Origin of the sequence: Phaeospirillum tilakii (assembly GCF_042683125.1) — a bacterium.
Lineage (GTDB): Bacteria > Pseudomonadota > Alphaproteobacteria > Rhodospirillales > Magnetospirillaceae > Phaeospirillum > Phaeospirillum tilakii.
Map to the genome: position 1 here is coordinate 34278 of NZ_JBHUIY010000003.1, position 16499 is coordinate 50776.

The following is a 16499-nucleotide window of genomic DNA, read 5'->3' on the forward strand; positions in this document are numbered from 1 at the left end:
AGACCCGGGGCGGGTGGGTCGTATACAGTAAATAGGAGTTTGGTACGCAGCAGCCGCCCTTTTCGGCTTATCCCCCGTCATCCCCCCGTTTTCGACGAGAAAGCGATATGTCCCAGCAGGCTGTTCACCTGTCAGGCGTCGAAAGAACCTTCGACCGCGACCAGATCATCGTCAGCAAGACCGACCTCAAGGGCCGGATCATCTACGCCAACGAAGTGTTCATCTCGCTGGCCGGCTACAGCGAGCGGGAATTGCTCGGTCAGCCGCACAGCATCATCCGCCATCCCGACATGCCGCGTTGCGTGTTCAAGCTGCTGTGGGACACAATCGAGGCTGGGCGGGAGATCTTCGCCTACGTCAAAAATCGGTCACAGAACGGTGATCATTACTGGGTGCTGGCCCATGTGACCCCGACGTTCGATTCGGCGGGGCGGATCGTCAGCTATCATTCCAATCGGCGGTCCCCCCGGCGCGAGGCGGTGGCCAAGATCGAGGCACTCTACCAAGAGCTGCTGGCAATCGAACGGGCCGCCCCCGACCGCAAGGAGGGGATGGAGCGCGCCTTCGCGGCGCTGGTCGGCAAACTTCAAGCGGCGGGGCTGCCCTATGAAGAATTTGTGTTCACTCTCTAGCGCCCGTCTCGCCCTGCTGCTGGCCGCCCTGGTGGCGGTCGGGCAGGCGGGTCTCGCCGCCGCCAACGCCCGGCCGGTCGAGGCCGCCCTGGCGCTGGTCGGGCTCGTCGCGCTGGGCGCCGGCCTGCTGTGGCTGGGCCGGACCCGCCGCTTCATCGAACGCGCCACCGGGGTGCTGGGCGACGCCGCCGCCGGCCGGCTCGACGCCCGCCTGACCGGCCTCAGCGAGGGCGGCACGATCGGCACGCTCGAAATCTCGATCAACCGCCTGCTCGACCTGACCGAGGTGTTCACCAAGGAAGCCGACGCGGCGATGGCGATGACCGCCGAGGGGCGCTATTTCCGCCAGATCCTGACCGAGGGGATGGTCGGCGAGTTCGGCGACCATGCCCGGCTGATCAACCGCGCCCTGGCCGAGATGGAGCGGCGCTCGCACGATTTCACCCGCGAAGCGACCTCGGTCGGCGACAGCATCAAGCAGGTCACCAACGTGGTGGCGGCGACCGCGACCCAGCTTGAGGCCACCGCTCGGCAGATGAGCCAGATCGCCACCCGCACCAGCGAGCAGTCGAGCACGGTGTCGGGCGCCGCCAACAACGCCTCGCGCCATGTCGAGGAGGTCGCCGCCGCCGCCGAGCAGGTCTCGGCCGCGATCCGCGACGTCTCGCTCCGGATCCAGCATTCCGCCCGCACCGCCCAGGAGACGATGCAGGTCGCCGGCACCACCGACGCCGCGATCAACGGTCTGGCCGAGGCGGCGCAGAAGATCGGCGAGGTGGTCGATCTGATCAACGACATCGCGGCGCAAACCAACCTGCTGGCGTTGAACGCCACGATCGAGGCGGCGCGGGCCGGCGAGGCCGGCAAAGGCTTCGCGGTGGTCGCCAACGAGGTCAAGCATCTCGCCAACCAGACCGCGCGGGCCACCGAGGAGATTTCCGGCCAGATCGGCGGGATGCGCGACGCCACCCGGCAGGCGGTCGAAGCGGTGCGGGCGATCGCCGGCAAGATCCACGACATCAACGAGGAATCGACCGGCATCGCCGCCTCGACCGAGCAGCAGAGCGCGGCGGTGGCGACGATGAGCGGCTCGATCCGCACCGTCGCCAGCGACGTCCAGACCGTCGCCTCGACCATCGCCGAGGTCGCCGACACCGCCGGGGTCGCCACCGACGCCGCCGGACAGGTGCTGGCGGCGGCGGGCGACCTCGCCGCCCGCACCGTCGGGATGAACCAGGACATCGACGCCTTCGTCACCCGGGTCTGCTCCGGCCTGCGCCGGAGCTGACGCCCGGAACCGAACCGACGGCGGCCTCACGGCGCAGTGGTGCCGTCCGGGCGGGCTGTGGCATGGTGCGGGCCCCGCTGCCCCCGATCCGGTGTGACGCCATGGTCACGGCCCGTGCCGTTCTTTTCCGCCGCTTGCCGCGATGAAGCTTCAGCTCGCCACCCGGCACGCCTTGTTCGCCATCCTCGAACTGGCCGCCGTCCCGGACCAGCAGACCACGGCGACCGCCATCGCCGACAAATACGGTCTGTCGTCCCACCACCTCGCCAAGGTGCTGCGCACCCTCGGCCGCCACGGCATGGTCGAGGCCTCGCGCGGGATCGGCGGCGGCTATCGTTTCGCCGGCAATGCCCGCCGGCTGACCCTGCTCGACATCATCGCGATCTTCGAGCCGGTCGGCGCGGCGAGCACCGCCGGCGAACCGGGCGAACATACCCGCGAGGGGCAGGCGCTGCGGCTGGTGTTCGGCGAAATCGACGACGCCGCCCGCGCCACCCTCGCCTCGATCACCGTCGAGACCATGCTGAAGCTGATCAGACGCGCGGGCACCGCCCGCTGACCCGCCCTTCCCGCTTGGGCGAGGGTGTATCCCGCGCGAAGACCAAGGAACGGGTTCCAAGGGCCTTCGGCCCTTGGCGGGTGCGGGCAGAGCCCGCGAAAAGTACCTTTCTCAATGAAAATCGCGGGACACCGGGATGAAAGCCGGGCCGTCGCGGGCGAGGCGGTCGAGGTCGGCCGACAGGTCGGTCAGCGACTCGGCGATCAGGTGGGTGACGCCCTCCTCGCTCTGCACCCGGCCGCGCACGGCGAGGCAGCGGGCGGACAGCACCAGCGGACGCGCCGCCTCGAACAGGGCCGGCCACACCACGATGTTGGCGAAGGCGGTTTCGTCCTCCAGGGTCAGGAACACCACCCCTGCGGCGGTGCCGGGGCGCTGGCGGGTCAGCACCAGCCCGGCCACCGTCGCCCGGCCGCGCCGGCCGGGCAGCGCGGCGGCGGGGATCAGGCCGGGCAGCGTCAGCGCCGGGCGCAGCAGGGCCAGCGGGTGGCAGCGCAGCGACAGGCTCAGGCTGGCGTAATCGGCCGCCACCTCCTCGCCGGGGGCGGCCTCGGGCAAGCGGACGGGCGGCTCGGCCGGCTCCAGCCCGGCCAGCAAGGGCGGCGGGGCGGCGCAGGCGGCGCGCACCGCCCACAACGCCGCCCGCCGCGACAGGCCGAGCGAGGCGAAGGCGTCGGCCCGGGCCAGGGCTTCCAGCGGCTCGGGGCCGAGGGCGGCGCGTTCGGCCAGCGCCTGCGGCGAGGCATAGCCCCCGGCGCGGTGGCGGAGCAGGCGGCGGGCGGCGGCCTCGCTCAAACCGTGGATCTGGCGCAGGCCGAGCCGCAGCGCCGGGCCGGGCGGCTCCAGGGTGCAGTCCCAGGCGCTGGCATTGATGTCGGCGGGAAGGATCGCCACCCCGTGGGCGGCGGCGTCGCGGACGATCTGGGCCGGGGCGTGGAAGCCCATCGGCTGGCTGTTGAGCAGGGCGCAGGCGAACGCCGCCGGGTAATGGCATTTCAGCCAGGCCGAGACATAGGCGAGCTGGGCGAAGGCGGCGGCGTGGCTTTCCGGGAAGCCGTATTCGGCGAAGCCCTCGATCTGGCGGAACACCCGCTCGGCGAAATCGGCGGCATAGCCGCGTGCCACCATCCCGGCCACCAGCTTGTCGCGGAACGCCGCCACCTGCCCGGTGCGGCGGAAGCTGGCCATCGAGCGGCGCAGCCGGTCGGCCTCGGCCGGGGTGAAGCCGGCGGCGACGATGGCGATCCGCATCACCTGTTCCTGGAACAGCGGCACCCCCAGGGTGCGGTGCAGCACGGCGCGCAGTTCGGGCGAGGGATAGTCCACCGCCTCCCTGCCGGCGCGGCGGCGCAGATAGGGATGGACCATCTCGCCCTGGATCGGGCCGGGGCGGACGATCGCCACCTCGATCACCAGATCGTAGAAGCAGGCCGGGCGCAGCCGGGGCAGCATCGCCATCTGCGCCCGGCTTTCGACCTGGAACACCCCGATCGCATCGGCCCGGCCCAGCATGCGGTAGACCGCCGGATCCTCGGCCGGCACCGTCGCCAGGGTCACCTTCCGGCGGTGATGGGTCTCCAGCAGGGCGAAGGCGCGGCGGACGCAGCTCAGCATGCCGAGCGCCAGCACATCGACCTTCATCAGGCCGAGGGCGTCGATGTCGTCCTTGTCCCATTCGATCACGGTGCGGTCGGCCATCCGCGCGTTCTCGATCGGCACCAGCTCGTCGAGGCGGTCGCGGCAGATCACGAAGCCGCCGACATGCTGCGACAGATGGCGGGGAAAGCCGATCAGCTCGGCGGCCAGGGCCAGGGTGCGGGCCAGCAGCGGCTGGTCGGGATCGAGCCCGAGCGCCCGCACCTGCGCCGGATCGGGAACCTCGCGGCCCGAGCCCCAACGGGCACGGGCCAGGGCGCCGACCACGTCGTCGGACAGGCCGAGCGCCTTGCCGACATCGCGCAGCGCCGAACGGGCGCGGGTGCGGATCACCGTCGCGGTCAGCGCGGCATGGTCGCGGCCATAGCGGGCATAGAGGTACTGGATCACCTCCTCGCGCCGCTCATGCTCGAAATCGACGTCGATGTCGGGCGGCTCGTCGCGGGCGTCGGAGATGAAGCGGGCGAACAGCAGGTCGAACCTGGCCGGATCGACATGGGTGATGAACAGGCAGAAGCACACCGCCGAATTGGCCGCCGAGCCCCGCCCCTGGCACAGGATGCCGTGGCGGCGGGCGAAGCCGACCAGATCGTGGACGGTGAGGAAATAGGGGGCGTAATCCTTGCGCCCGATCAGATCGAGTTCGTCGGCCAGCGCCGCCGCCACCTTGGCCGGCACCCCGTCGGGATAGCGTCGCGCCGCCCCCGCGCCCACCAGCCGCTCCAGCCGCTGGTGCGGGGTCAGCCCGTCGCCGCACTCCTCGGCCGGATAGGCGTAACGCAGCTCGTCGAGCGAAAACCGGCTGCGCGCGACGATGACGAGGCTGTTGGCCAGCGCCTCGGGCCAGGGAGCGAACAGCCGGGCCATCTCCGCCGGGGATTTGAGATGGCGCTCGGCATTGGCCTCCAGCCGCCAGCCGGCCTCGTCCACCCGGCAGCCCAGCCGCAGCGCGGTCAGCACGTCCTGCAACGGCCGGCGGGCGGGATGGTGGTAGAGCACGTCGTTGACCGCGACCAGCGGCGTGCCGCAGACCCGGGCCAGGTCGGCCAGCCGGCCGATCCGGCGCCGGTCGTCGCCGTCGAGCCGGGCCCGCGCCGCCAGGAACACCCGCCCCGGCGCCCGCGCCGCCCAGTCGGCCGCCTCGGCGGCGAAGGCGGCGTCGGGCCGCTCCGGCGGCAGCAGGATCAGACTCTGCCCCTCGGACGCGGCGAGCAGATCGGCCCGCGTCAGCCGACAGGATCCCTTGCCGGCGCGGCGGCGGCCGAGGGTCAGCAGCCGGGTCAGCCGGGCATAGGCGGCACGGTCAGTGGGATAGCACAGCAGCGCCGCCCCATCGGCGGGATCGAGCCGCGCCCCCACCACCAGCCGGAGCCCGGCCTGCCGCGCCGCGACATGGGCGCGGACGATGCCGGCCAGCGAGGCGTGATCGGCCAGCCCCAGCGCGGCGAGGCCGAGCGAAGCCGCCTGAAGCACCAGTTCCTCGGGATCCGACGCGCCGTGGCGGAAGCTGAAATTGCTGACCGCCTGAAGCTCGGCATAGGCGGGCGCCGCCCGCACCCGGCCGGGGCAAGGCCCCGGCCCCCCTTCCTTTCGATCAGGGGTGGGTCCGGGAGGCTCCGCCTCCCGCTCGGGGCGCGGGGCGGACGCCCCGCTCATGGGAACAGCCCGTGCAGATACCAGCCGCGCTCCCCGGCCTGGAACAGCCAGAACCGGGCGCCGCCTTCGTCCTCGACCAGATAATAATCCCGCGCCGGACCGGGCCGGCGCCACCATTCGTCGGCGATGCGCTCGACCCCCTCGGCCCGCGCCAGCCGATGGGTGCGCCGCCGCCAGCGGAACGCGGCGGGAGGAGAGCCGACCACCTCGACCGGCTCGGGCCGCGCCAGCAGCCGCACCGGCCGGCGGCCGGACGGCCAGCCCCCGGCCACGGCGGCGGCCGGCGCCACCGCCGCCACCGCCCGTTCCGGCAAATGGCTCGGCCGGGGCGCCGGCCGGGCGATGCGGTCGAAGCCGAAGCGGTTGCCGAGGGCATCGACCAGCCGGCCGAGGGCGTCGGTACAGGTCTCCTCGGGCGGACGGTCGAGCGCGCTCTGGGCCGGATCGAGCGGGGCCAGCCCGTCCGGGGTCAGGATCACCGCCTCGATGCCGAACCCCGGATCGAGCCGGGGCAGGGCTTCGGCCAGCAGGCGCCGCAGCGGCCCCGGGGCGCGCGTCGGCCGGCCGGTGCCGACCGCCACCGCCGGACGGGTTCCGTCCACCCGCCACGCCGTCACCGTCAGCTGGCGCAGGCCGAGCCCGTCCGCCTCCAGCCGGCGGCACAGCCGTTCAAGCAGCCGCCGCACCGCCTCGGCCAGGTCCTCGGGCCGGCCGAGCGGCTCGGCGAAACGGGCGCCGACCCGGCGGTCGGGCGCGGCCCGGCGCGGCGACAGCGGCTCGGGCAGGGACCCGAAGGCCTGATCGAGCCGCCGGACCGGCTCGGGGCCGAACCGCGCCACCAGCCCGGCGCGCGGCAACGCGACGAGATCGCCGATCCGGCGCAGGCCGAGCCGGGCCAGGGCGGCGACGGTGTCGGGATCGAGCCGCAGCGCCGCCAGCGGCAGCGGCGCCAGCGCGGCGCGCTGGCCGCCGGGCGGCAGGCAGGGCGCGGCCGGATCGCCGAAGCGGGCCCAGGCCCAGGCGGCGCCGGGGGTGTCGGCCAGGGCGGCGCGGGCGCTGTAGCCCTCGGCCGCCAGCCCGGCGACCAAAGCGGCCAGCAATTCCGCCTCGCCGCCGAACAGATCGGCGCAGCCGCTGACGTCGAGCCACAGCCCGTCCCCCGGCGGGGTCGGATCGGGCGCGGCCCACGGGGTGAAGGAATCGCACCAGCCGGCGAGGCGGTCGCGCTCGGCGGCATCGGCGGCCGGATCGGCCGGGGCGAGACGCAGCCCCGGCAGCATCGCCCGGGCATCGGCAACCACCAGACCGGGCCGCAGCCCCGCCCGCGCCGCCGCCGCGCCGACCGCACTCAGCGCGCGGCGCGGGCCGGCGGCGACCAGGGCGAACGGCACCTCATCCGGCGGCGCGGCCCCGGCCCGGCGCAGCCGTTCGACCGGCAGCCGGGGCAGCCAGACGGAGACCACCCGTTTCATCGACCCACTCCAGCTCCCAGCTTGCGATGGTGCCGTCGGCCTCGGCCGCCAGCCCGCGACAGCACCGCAGGGTCACCCGCCAGCGCCAGCTTTCGATGCACGCGCCCGGATTGGCCGCCGCCGTCACCCGCCAGCGGCTTTCGGCGACGCCGCCCCGCTCGCCTTCGCCCAGCAGCAGGGCGGTCACCCCCGAGGCGCGGGCGGCGAGATGCAGCCGCCGCGCCGCGATCGGGGCGATGCCGCCGCTTTCGACCAGCACGGCGGCCAGATCGCGGCAGCGCAGCCCTTCCTCGGCCGCCCACAGCGCCGCGTCCCCCCGCAGCGGCCGGGCCAGCAGCAGCCGGGCCGGCGTCAGCCCCAGCCCGGCCAGCCCGGGCGGATAGAGATCGGCATCGGCGCCGATCCACAGCACCGGCTTGGCGCAGTGCGCCGCCAGCCGCCCCAGCAGCATTGCGGCGAAGGCGGTCGCCGCCCCGTCGCCCGCCGCGCCGGCAAGATCATGCAGCCCGCCGAGGGTCAGGCCGCCGCGCGGCAGCCGGCGATCGATCGCCGCCACCCCGAGCGGCAGCACCCCGGCCGGCGCCGCCCCGCCCCCACCTTCCAGGGCGGCGATGCGGGCGCGCAGGGCGGCAAGGGCGGGAGCGGCCGACACCGGGAACCTCCTGGATGTTCCCGGAACGTTCGCAGAACAAAATCAGGAAGTCAAGCGCGGGCTCTGCCCGCACCCGCCAAGGGCCGAAGGCCCCTGGCCCCCTGCGATGGTCGGGCACGGCAAACGGAAAAGGAATGGGATCCAAGGGCCTTGCGGCCCTTGGCGGGTGCGGGCAGCGCCCGCGTTTTCGCCTCAGCGGGAAACCAGTTCGGCGTCGAAGCCACCGGCGGCGCGCACCGCCTGAAGGATGGCGATGCGGTCGAGCACCGGCACCCCGGCGGCATCGAGGGCGGCGAGCAGATCGCCGACGGTGCCGCCGCGCGGGGTGGCGATCACCTGCCCGTTCTGGCTGATCTCGATCTCGCTGCGCGGCACCACCACGGTGCGGCCGCCGGAGGAGAACGGCGCCGGCTGCGACACCTGCGGCGCCTCGCTGATCCGCACCGTCAGCGGACCGTGGCCGATCGCCACCGGGGCGAGCGGGATGTCGAGCCCGGCCACCACCGTGCCGCTGCGCGGATCGACCACCACCTGATGGCTGGCGCGGTCGGGGGTCAGCGGGGCGGATTCGATGCTGGCGATCAGGTTGGCCGGGCCGTCGGGGAAATCGGGCGGCACCGTCACCCCCACCGCCGCATTGTCGAGCGGCCGGGCCAGCTTGCGGCCGAGGGCGGCGTTGATCGCGTCGGCCACCCGCCGCGCGGTGGTGAAATCGGGACGGTTGAGCAGCACCTGGACCTGACCGCCCGGCCCCAGCGCCAGCGGCAAATCGCGTTCGATCACCGCGCCGCCGGCGATCCCGCCGGTGGTCGGGCTGCCCCGGGTGACGCTGGCGGCCATCCCCACCGCCGAGAAGCCGCCGGCATTGATCGGACCTTCGGCGATGGCGTAGGTCTGGCGGTCGTTGCCCTCCAGCTCGGTCGGGGTCAGCACGCCCCCGGCCAGCGAGCGGGCGTCGCCCAGCGCGGCGACGGTGACGTCGCCCCGGCCGCCGGCGCGCAGGCCGGGGGCCAGCCGGGCGGTGACCATCACCACCGCGCTGTCGCGGCCAAAGCGCAGGCCGGGGGGCAGGTTGACCCCGGCCGGCGGACGGCTGTCGCCGGTGCCGGGCAGGCCGACCACCAGACCGAGCGCGCTGAAGCTGGCCTCGCCCATCCCGCCGATGCGGGCGACGTCCTTGACCCGCACCGTCTGCGCCGTGGCACCGCCGGCCAGGGCCGCCAGCAGGCCGAGCGCCAGGGCCAAAGCCAGGATTGCGTTCCGTTTCATGCCGGTTCCTCCCGCAAGTGCCGGACACGCGCGCCTCGGCGCGACGGCCCTTGAGGATTAAGTCAGGCTTCACGGCCGGCGGGTCAATATCGCCGTGACGATTCCGGCCGGGCGCAAGCGGGAGCGAGGGTTGACGGCGGCCGGCGCTTCCCCGACAGTGGCCGCCATGTCCCTGCCGCTCGATACCCTGCTCGACGGAGACTGCGTCGAGACGATGGCCCGCCTGCCGGCGGGGTCGGTCGATCTGGTGTTCGCCGATCCGCCCTACAACCTCCAGCTCGGCGGCGACCTGCTGCGGCCCAACGCCAGCCGGGTCGCCGGGGTCGAGGAGGAATGGGACCGCTTCGCCGATTTCGCCGCCTACGATGCCTTCACCCGCGCCTGGGCCGAGGCGGCGCGGCGGGTGCTGAAGCCGGACGGGGCGCTGTGGGTGATCGGCAGCTACCACAACATCCACCGCGTCGGCGCGATCCTCCAGGATCTCGGCTTCTGGCTGCTCAACGACATCGTCTGGCGCAAGACCAACCCGATGCCGAACTTCAAGGGCACCCGCTTCACCAACGCCCACGAGACCCTGCTGTGGTGCGCCCGTTCGGCCGAGTCCCGCCCGACCTTCAATTACGCGGCGATGAAGACCCTCAACGACGATCTCCAGATGCGCAGCGACTGGATGCTGCCGCTGTGCGTCGGGCCGGAGCGGCTGAAGACCGACGGGCGCAAGACCCACCCGACCCAGAAGCCGGAATCCCTGCTCTACCGGGTGATCCTCGCCACCACCCGCCCCGGCGAGGTGATCCTCGACCCGTTCTTCGGCACCGGCACCACCGGCGCCGCCGCGATCCGGCTCGGCCGTCATTACATCGGCTGCGAGCGCGACCCCGATTACATCGCCGCCGCCCGCGCCCGCCTCGCCGGGGTGACCCCGGTCGAGGATCCGGCGCTGCTGATCACCCCCTCGCGCCGCAGCGAGCCGCGCATCCCGTTCGGCGCGGTGCTGGAGGCCGGGCTGCTGCGGCCGGGCGACACCCTGCATGGCGGCCGGCGCGGCGCGATCGAGGCCACCATCGCCGCCGACGGCAGCCTGTGCCACGGCGACCAGCGCGGCTCGATCCACAAGATCGGCGCGGCGGCCCAGGGGGTGGCGTCCTGCAACGGCTGGACCTTCTGGCATTACCGCGACGAGGCCGGCCAGTGGCAGCCGATCGACGCCCTGCGCGAACGGATCCGCGCCACCGCCAAGGGGCGGGACTGAGCGCCGCCGGCAACGCCCGGCGGGCGCGGGGAGGATCTGCGCTTTTCTACCCGAGGGAGTGACAGCGGCGGCGATCCGGGCTAAGAGACTTTCAGCCCCCCCGCGGGGCTGCCGCCCAGGCCCCGCCTGGAGGCTCGCGCCTCCAGACCTCCTCTGTTTTCGAAAAAAAGGGGGTCCGGGGCATCGCCCCGGTTGGGTTTGGGCGAAAGCCCAACAAGGGAGCGGTCAAGCCCAACCGCCGCTGGTATAAGACCGTGCCACCAGCCGTGAGGGGAAAGACAAGGCGATGAAGCAGGTGATCCAGAGCGCCCGGTCGGGCAAATTGTCGCTGCGCGAGGTGCCGCCGCCGCGGGTGCGGGCCGGGCATCTGCTGGTGGCGACCCGGGCCTCGGTGATCAGCGCCGGCACCGAGCGGATGGTGATCGATTTCGCCCGCAAGAGCCTCGCCGCCAAGGCCCGCTCGCGCCCCGATCTGGTGCGCAAGGTGCTGGACAAGGCCCGCCGCGACGGCGTCGCCGCGACGATCAAGGCGGTGATGGCCCGGCTCGACGAGCCGTTGCCGCTCGGCTATTCCGCCGCCGGGCGGGTGGTGGCGGTCGGGGCCGGGCTCGAAGGCGCCTTCCAGGTCGGCCAGCGGGTGGCGGTGGCCGGGGCCGGGCTCGCCAACCATGCCGAACTCAACGTGGTGCCGGCGGCGCTGGCCGCCCCGGTGCCCGACGACGTCAGCGACGAGGAAGCCGCGTTCGGCACCGTCGCCGCGATCGCCATGGCCGGGATGCGCTCGCTTGAAGCCCAGTTGGGCGACGTGGTGGCGGTGATCGGGGTCGGGCTGATCGGCCAGCTCGCGGTCGGGCTGCTGGCGTTGCAGGGGGCGCGGGTGGTGGCGTTCGACACCAACCCGGCCCGGCTGGCCCTGGCCCGCCGGATGGGGGCCGAGCTGACCCTCGACCCCACCGCCGAGGGGATCGACAGCGCGGTGGCGGCGCTGTCGGGCGGGATCGGCTGCGATTCGGTGCTGATCGCCGCCGCCACCGAGTCGTCCGAGCCGCTGGCGCTGGCGGCTTCGCTGGCGCGCGACCGCGCCCGGGTGGTGATGGTCGGCAAGGTCGGCACCGAGTTCGACTATGCCGCCTTCATGAAGAAGGAACTGAGCCTCAGCGTGTCGCGCTCCTACGGCCCCGGCCGCTACGATCCCGACTTCGAGGGGGCCGGAATCAAATATCCGGTCGGCTGGGTGCGCTGGACCGAGACCGAAAACCTGCGCGAGGCGGTGCGGCTGATGGGGCGCGGCCGGCCGGGCCGGCTCGATGTCGGCGCGCTGATCACCCACCGCTTCCCCTTCGCCGCCGCCGAGGCCGCCTACACCCTGGTCACCGAGGGGGGCGAGCCGCATCTCGGCGTGGTGCTGACCTATGACGAGGCGGGCGCCTCGCTCCCGGCGGCGCCCGCCTTCCCTGCCCCCGCCGCCGCCCCGGCCGGGCGCTGCGTGCTGGGGATGATCGGGGCCGGCGCCTTCGCCCGCACCGTGCTGCTGCCCGAACTGGTCCGCCTGCCCGGGGTCGAGCTGCGCACCCTGTGCACCCAGCGCGGCGCCAGCGCCGAGCACGGCCAGCAGACCTTCGGCTTCGCCCACGCCACCACCGACCTTGACGCGGTGCTGGGTGATCCCGCCATCAACGCGGTGCTGATCGCCACCCGCCACGGCAGCCACGCCGAGCTGACCGCCCGCGCCCTCGCCGCCGGCAAGGCGGTGCTGGTCGAAAAGCCGCTGGCGATGGATCAGGCCCAGCTTGAGCGGGTGATCGCGGCGCGACAGGCCTCCGCCGCCTTCTTCCTGGTCGGCTTCAACCGCCGCTTCGCCCCGCTGGTGGGGTCGATGCAGGCCCATCTCGCCCGCCATGCCGGACCGCGCCTGATCCAGATCCGGGTCAATGCCGGCGCGGTGCCGCCCGAGTCCTGGGTCAACGCCGCCGACGAGGGCGGCGGGCGGATCCTCGGCGAATTGTGCCATTTCGTCGATCTCGCCCGCGCTTTGGCCGGGGCGCCGATCGTCACCGTCGCGGCCGAGGCGGTCGCCGCCGGGCCGGGACCGTGCGACGACGTCGCCACCACCCTGACCTTCGCCGACGGCTCGCTCGCCACCCTGCTCTACACCGCGCGCGGCGACACCGCCTCGGGCAAGGAGCGGATCGAGCTGTTCGCCGGTGGCAGCGTCGCCGTGCTCGACAATTTCCGCAGCCTCGCCCTGACCAGCGGCGGCCGCACCCGCACCGAAAAGAGTCTGGCCCAGGACAAGGGCCACCGCGCCGAACTGGCCGCCTTCGTCCAGGCGGTGGCGGCGGGCGGCCCGGCCCCGGTCGATGAGGCCGAACTGATCGAAAGCAGCCGCGCCACCCTGGCGGTGCTCGATTCCCTGCGCGAGGGGCGCCGGATCGACCTGCGCGCCCCGGCGGAGAACGAGAGCGAGGTGGAGACGGAGACGGCGGTCGAGGACGGGGCCGAGGCGGAGAGCGGGGCCGAGGCATGAACGACGCCGCCGATCCCGCCACCCTGACGGTGCTGGCCGGGCTGATCGCCTTCGCCTTTTCCGCCCTCGGCACCCGGGTGGTGCTCGACTGGCTGCGCGACCGCCAGATCCTCGACCATCCCAACCAGCGCTCCAGCCACAGCCTGCCGGTGCCGCGCGGCGGCGGGCTGGCGGTGACCCCGGCGGTGACGCTGGTGTGGATCGGGCTGGCCAGCGTCACCGGGGCAATCGGGCCGCTGGCGCTGGCGCTCGGCGCGCTCGGGCTGATGGCGCTGTCCTGGCTCGACGACCGCGCCGGCCTGCCCCCCCTGCCCCGCTTCACCGCCCAGGCGGTGCTGGTCGGCGCCGGGCTGGCTTTGCTCGACCCGGCGGCGCTGGTGTTCCAGGGGGCGCTGCCGCTGTGGGCCGACCGGCTGCTGGCCGGGCTGGGCTGGCTGTGGTTCCTCAACCTCTACAATTTCATGGACGGGATCGACGGCATCACCGGCAGCGAGACCGCCTGTCTCGGCGCCGGCATCATCGTGGTGGCGATCCTGGCCGGGCTGGGCGCCGGGATGATGCCGTTCGCCGCCGCCCTGGCCGCCGCCGGGCTCGGCTTCCTGCTGTGGAACTGGCCGCCGGCCAAGCTGTTCCTGGGCGATTGCGGCTCGATTCCGCTCGGCTTCCTGCTCGGCGGGCTGCTGATCGGCCTCGCCATCGAAGGGCAACTGGTCGCGGCGCTGATCCTGCCCGGGGCCTATCTCGCCGACGCCACCCTCACCCTGGTCTGGCGGCTGATCGACGGCGAGAAGGTGTGGCAGCCCCACCGCCGCCACTTCTACCAGCGCGCGGTGCGCGGCGGCCGCTCGCATCGCGCCGTGGTGCTGGCGATCATCGCCGCCAACCTGCTGCTGATCGGCTGGGCCGGGCTGGCCGCGACCGGATCGCCGCTGCCGGCCGGACTGGGCGCGGTGGTGACGGTGGCCGGGCTGCTGGCGCTGCTGACCCGCTGGTCGAACGGGGTGCGGCGATGAGCCGGGTGCTGGTCACCGGCGCCAACGGCTTCGTCGGCCGGCCGCTGTGCCGCGCCCTGCCCGCCGCCGGCTTCGGGCTGGTGGCGGCGGTGCGGCCACAGGCGGCGCTGGACGCCGGGATCGAGCGCCGCCCGGTCGGACCGCTGGCCGCCGACAGCGATTGGCGCGGCGCGCTCGACGGCATCGACGCGGTGGTCCATCTCGCCGCCCGGGTCCATGTGATGCACGACACCAGCGCCGACCCGCTGGCCGAATTCCGTGCCGCCAACGTCGCCGCCACCCGGGCGCTGGCCGAACAGGCGGTGGCGGCCGGCGCCGGCCATCTGCTGTTCCTCAGTTCGATCAAGGTCAATGGCGAGGCCAGCGGCACCGCCCCCTTCACCCCCGACGCCGCCGCCCCGGCCGATCCCTACGGCCAGTCGAAATGGGAGGCGGAGCAGGCGCTGGCGGACATCGCCCGCGCGCGCGGGCTGGCGGTGACGATCCTGCGGCCGCCGCTGGTGCATGGGCCGGGGGTCAAGGGCAACCTGCGCCGGCTGCTCGGCGCAATCGAGCGCGGCCTGCCGCTGCCGCTGGGGCGGATCGACAATCGCCGCGCTTTGATCGGGGTGGACAATCTGTGTGCGGCGGTGGTCGCCGCGCTGCGCCAGCCCCCCGCCGCCGGACAGGTGCGGACCTATACCCTGTGCGACGCCGAGACCGTCTCGACCGCGACGCTGGTCCGCCGCCTCGCCCGGGCGCTGGGGCGGCCGGCGCGGCTGCTGCCGGTGCCCGAATCCTGGCTGCGGCTGGCCGGACGGCTGACCGGCAAGGGCGAGACGATCCGCCGCCTGACCGACAGCCTGGAAATCGACGACCGGCGGATCCGGGCCGAACTGGGCTGGGCGCCGCCGCTGACGCTTGACGCCGGCCTCGCCGCGATGACGGCGGCATGGCGCGACCGAGGAGAACACCAAGAATGACGGCTCCGGTTCCGGTGATCCTGTCGGGCGGCGCGGGGACGCGGCTGTGGCCGCTGTCGCGCGAACTGATGCCCAAGCAATTGCTGCGCCTTGCCGGTGGCGACCAGACCCTGTTGCAGGAAACCGCGCTCCGGCTGGGCACGCCGCCGGTGGTGGTGTGCAACCACGAACACCGCTTCATCGTCGCCGAGCAATTGCGCGAGGCCGGGCTTGAGGCCCGCGCGGTGCTGATCGAGCCGGTCGGGCGCAACACCGCCCCGGCGGCGGCGGCGGCGGCGCTGGTGCTGGCCGAGCAGGACCCGGACGCGCTGCTGCTGCTGATGCCGTCCGACCATCTGGTCCGCGACGTCGCCGCCTTCCGCGCGGCGGTGGCGGCGGCCGAGCCGCTGGCCCGCGACGGCTGGATGGTGACCTTCGGCATCCGCCCGACCGAGCCCAACACCGGCTATGGCTATATCCGCGCCGGCCGGCCGCTCGGCGCCGGCTTCGTGGTCGAGCGTTTCGTCGAGAAGCCCGACCTCGCCACCGCCGAGGGCTTCGTCGCCTCGGGCGATTATTCGTGGAACGCCGGCATCTTCCTGCTGCCGGCCCGCACCTTCCTGGCCGAGCTGGAGCGGTTCGACCCGGCGATCCTGGCCGGCTGCCGCGCCGCTTTGGCCGCCGGGCACAGCGACCTGTTCTTCTTCCGGCTCGACCCCGAGGCGTTCGGCGCGCTGGCGGGCCGCTCGATCGACCATGCGGTGATGGAGCCATCCGACCGCGTCGCGGTGGTGCCGGTCGAGATGGGCTGGTCGGATGTCGGCTCGTGGTCGGCGCTGGCGCGGGAAAGCGTCGCCGACGAGGCCGGCAACGTGGTGCGCGGCGACGTGCTGGCGCTCGATTCGGAGAATTGCTACCTGCGCGGCGAAGGCCCGCTGGTGGCGGCGGTCGGGCTGCGCGATCTGGTGGTGGTGGCGACCGACGACGCGGTGCTGGTGGCCGACAAGGCCGCCGACCAGCAGGTCAAGGCGGTGGTCGAGCGCCTCAAGGCCGCCGGCCGCGACGAGGCGACCCGGGGCCGGCGTGGCTGGCGGCCGTGGGGCTGGTTCCAGAGCATCGATCGCGGCGAGCGCCATCAGGTCAAGCTGATCCATGTCGAGCCCGGGGCCAAGCTGTCGCTACAGAAGCACTGGCACCGCTCGGAACATTGGGTGGTGGTGCGCGGGGTCGCCCAGGTCCATTGCGACGGCCGCGACTTCGTGCTGCGGGTCAACGAATCGACCTTCATCCCCGCCGGCACCGTCCATCGGCTGGAAAATCCCGGCCGGCTGCCGCTGGAACTGATCGAGGTGCAGTCGGGCGATTATGTCGGCGAGGACGACATCGTCCGGATCGAGGACGATTACGGCCGCTGACGCGCGGATGTGGGCTCCGCCCACCCCCGCCAAGGGCCGCAAGGCCCTTGGATCCCATTGATGGTCGGGCGCGGAGCGGCCTTTCAGCTTGGGCGCGGGTGCTTGCCGCGCGAAGGGCAAGGAAAGGGATCCAAGGGCCTTCGGCCCTTGGCGGGGGCGGGCAGAGC

At 73.6% G+C, this 16499-nt stretch carries 12 protein-coding genes; 8 read left to right on the forward strand and 4 right to left on the reverse strand.

What is annotated here, in order from left to right; genetic code table 11:
* Positions 1–107 precede the first annotated feature (107 nt).
* From ACFSNB_RS02220 to ACFSNB_RS02230, 3 genes are all read left to right on the forward strand, one after another.
* The gene (locus tag ACFSNB_RS02220; RefSeq protein WP_377314083.1) at positions 108–632 is read left to right on the forward strand and encodes a PAS domain-containing protein; all 525 of its coding nucleotides are present in this window, start codon (positions 108–110) and stop codon (positions 630–632) included.
* Positions 607–1920, forward strand: a complete 1314-nt coding sequence (locus ACFSNB_RS02225; protein ID WP_377314085.1) for a methyl-accepting chemotaxis protein — start codon at positions 607–609, stop codon at positions 1918–1920. Before ACFSNB_RS02220 ends, ACFSNB_RS02225 begins: the two co-directional genes overlap by 26 nt.
* Positions 1921–2062: 142 nt before the next feature.
* Positions 2063–2479, forward strand: coding sequence for an Rrf2 family transcriptional regulator (locus tag ACFSNB_RS02230; protein WP_377314087.1), 417 nt, complete (start codon positions 2063–2065; stop codon positions 2477–2479).
* 111 nt (positions 2480–2590) lie between these two features.
* Here ACFSNB_RS02230 and ACFSNB_RS02235 read toward each other — a convergent pair whose 3' ends face one another.
* From ACFSNB_RS02235 to ACFSNB_RS02250, 4 genes are all read right to left on the reverse strand, one after another.
* Positions 2591–5692, reverse strand: coding sequence for an error-prone DNA polymerase (locus ACFSNB_RS02235; protein WP_377314089.1), 3102 nt, complete (start codon positions 5690–5692; stop codon positions 2591–2593).
* Positions 5693–5787: 95 nt separating this feature from the next.
* Complete coding sequence (locus ACFSNB_RS02240) at positions 5788–7263, reverse strand: Y-family DNA polymerase (RefSeq protein ID WP_377314091.1); 1476 nt, start codon at positions 7261–7263, stop codon at positions 5788–5790.
* Positions 7184–7915 carry an ImuA family protein gene (locus ACFSNB_RS02245; RefSeq protein ID WP_377314093.1) on the reverse strand — a complete coding sequence of 244 codons (732 nt, stop codon included), beginning with the start codon at positions 7913–7915 and terminating at the stop codon, positions 7184–7186. Before ACFSNB_RS02245 ends, ACFSNB_RS02240 begins: the two co-directional genes overlap by 80 nt.
* Before the next feature lie 192 nt (positions 7916–8107).
* Positions 8108–9184, reverse strand: coding sequence for a flagellar basal body P-ring protein FlgI (locus ACFSNB_RS02250; protein ID WP_377314095.1), 1077 nt, complete (start codon positions 9182–9184; stop codon positions 8108–8110).
* A gap of 166 nt (positions 9185–9350) precedes the next feature.
* Here ACFSNB_RS02250 and ACFSNB_RS02255 point away from each other — a divergent pair, with 166 nt between their 5' ends.
* The 5 genes from ACFSNB_RS02255 to ACFSNB_RS02275 all read left to right on the forward strand — a co-directional run bounded on the left by ACFSNB_RS02255 (position 9351) and on the right by ACFSNB_RS02275 (position 16332).
* Positions 9351–10436, forward strand: coding sequence for a site-specific DNA-methyltransferase (locus ACFSNB_RS02255; RefSeq protein ID WP_377314097.1), 1086 nt, complete (start codon positions 9351–9353; stop codon positions 10434–10436).
* A gap of 286 nt (positions 10437–10722) precedes the next feature.
* Positions 10723–12963 carry a bi-domain-containing oxidoreductase gene (locus ACFSNB_RS02260; protein ID WP_377314099.1) on the forward strand — a complete coding sequence of 747 codons (2241 nt, stop codon included), beginning with the start codon at positions 10723–10725 and terminating at the stop codon, positions 12961–12963.
* Positions 12960–13976 carry an MraY family glycosyltransferase gene (locus ACFSNB_RS02265; RefSeq protein ID WP_377314101.1) on the forward strand — a complete coding sequence of 339 codons (1017 nt, stop codon included), beginning with the start codon at positions 12960–12962 and terminating at the stop codon, positions 13974–13976. Before ACFSNB_RS02260 ends, ACFSNB_RS02265 begins: the two co-directional genes overlap by 4 nt.
* Positions 13973–14938 carry an NAD-dependent epimerase/dehydratase family protein gene (locus tag ACFSNB_RS02270; protein WP_377314103.1) on the forward strand — a complete coding sequence of 322 codons (966 nt, stop codon included), beginning with the start codon at positions 13973–13975 and terminating at the stop codon, positions 14936–14938. The genes ACFSNB_RS02265 and ACFSNB_RS02270 overlap by 4 nt, the downstream gene beginning before the upstream one ends.
* On the forward strand, positions 14935–16332 hold the full coding sequence (locus ACFSNB_RS02275; protein ID WP_377314105.1) for a mannose-1-phosphate guanylyltransferase/mannose-6-phosphate isomerase: 1398 nt from the start codon (positions 14935–14937) through the stop codon (positions 16330–16332). The genes ACFSNB_RS02270 and ACFSNB_RS02275 overlap by 4 nt, the downstream gene beginning before the upstream one ends.
* The last annotated feature ends 167 nt before the right edge of the window (positions 16333–16499 follow it).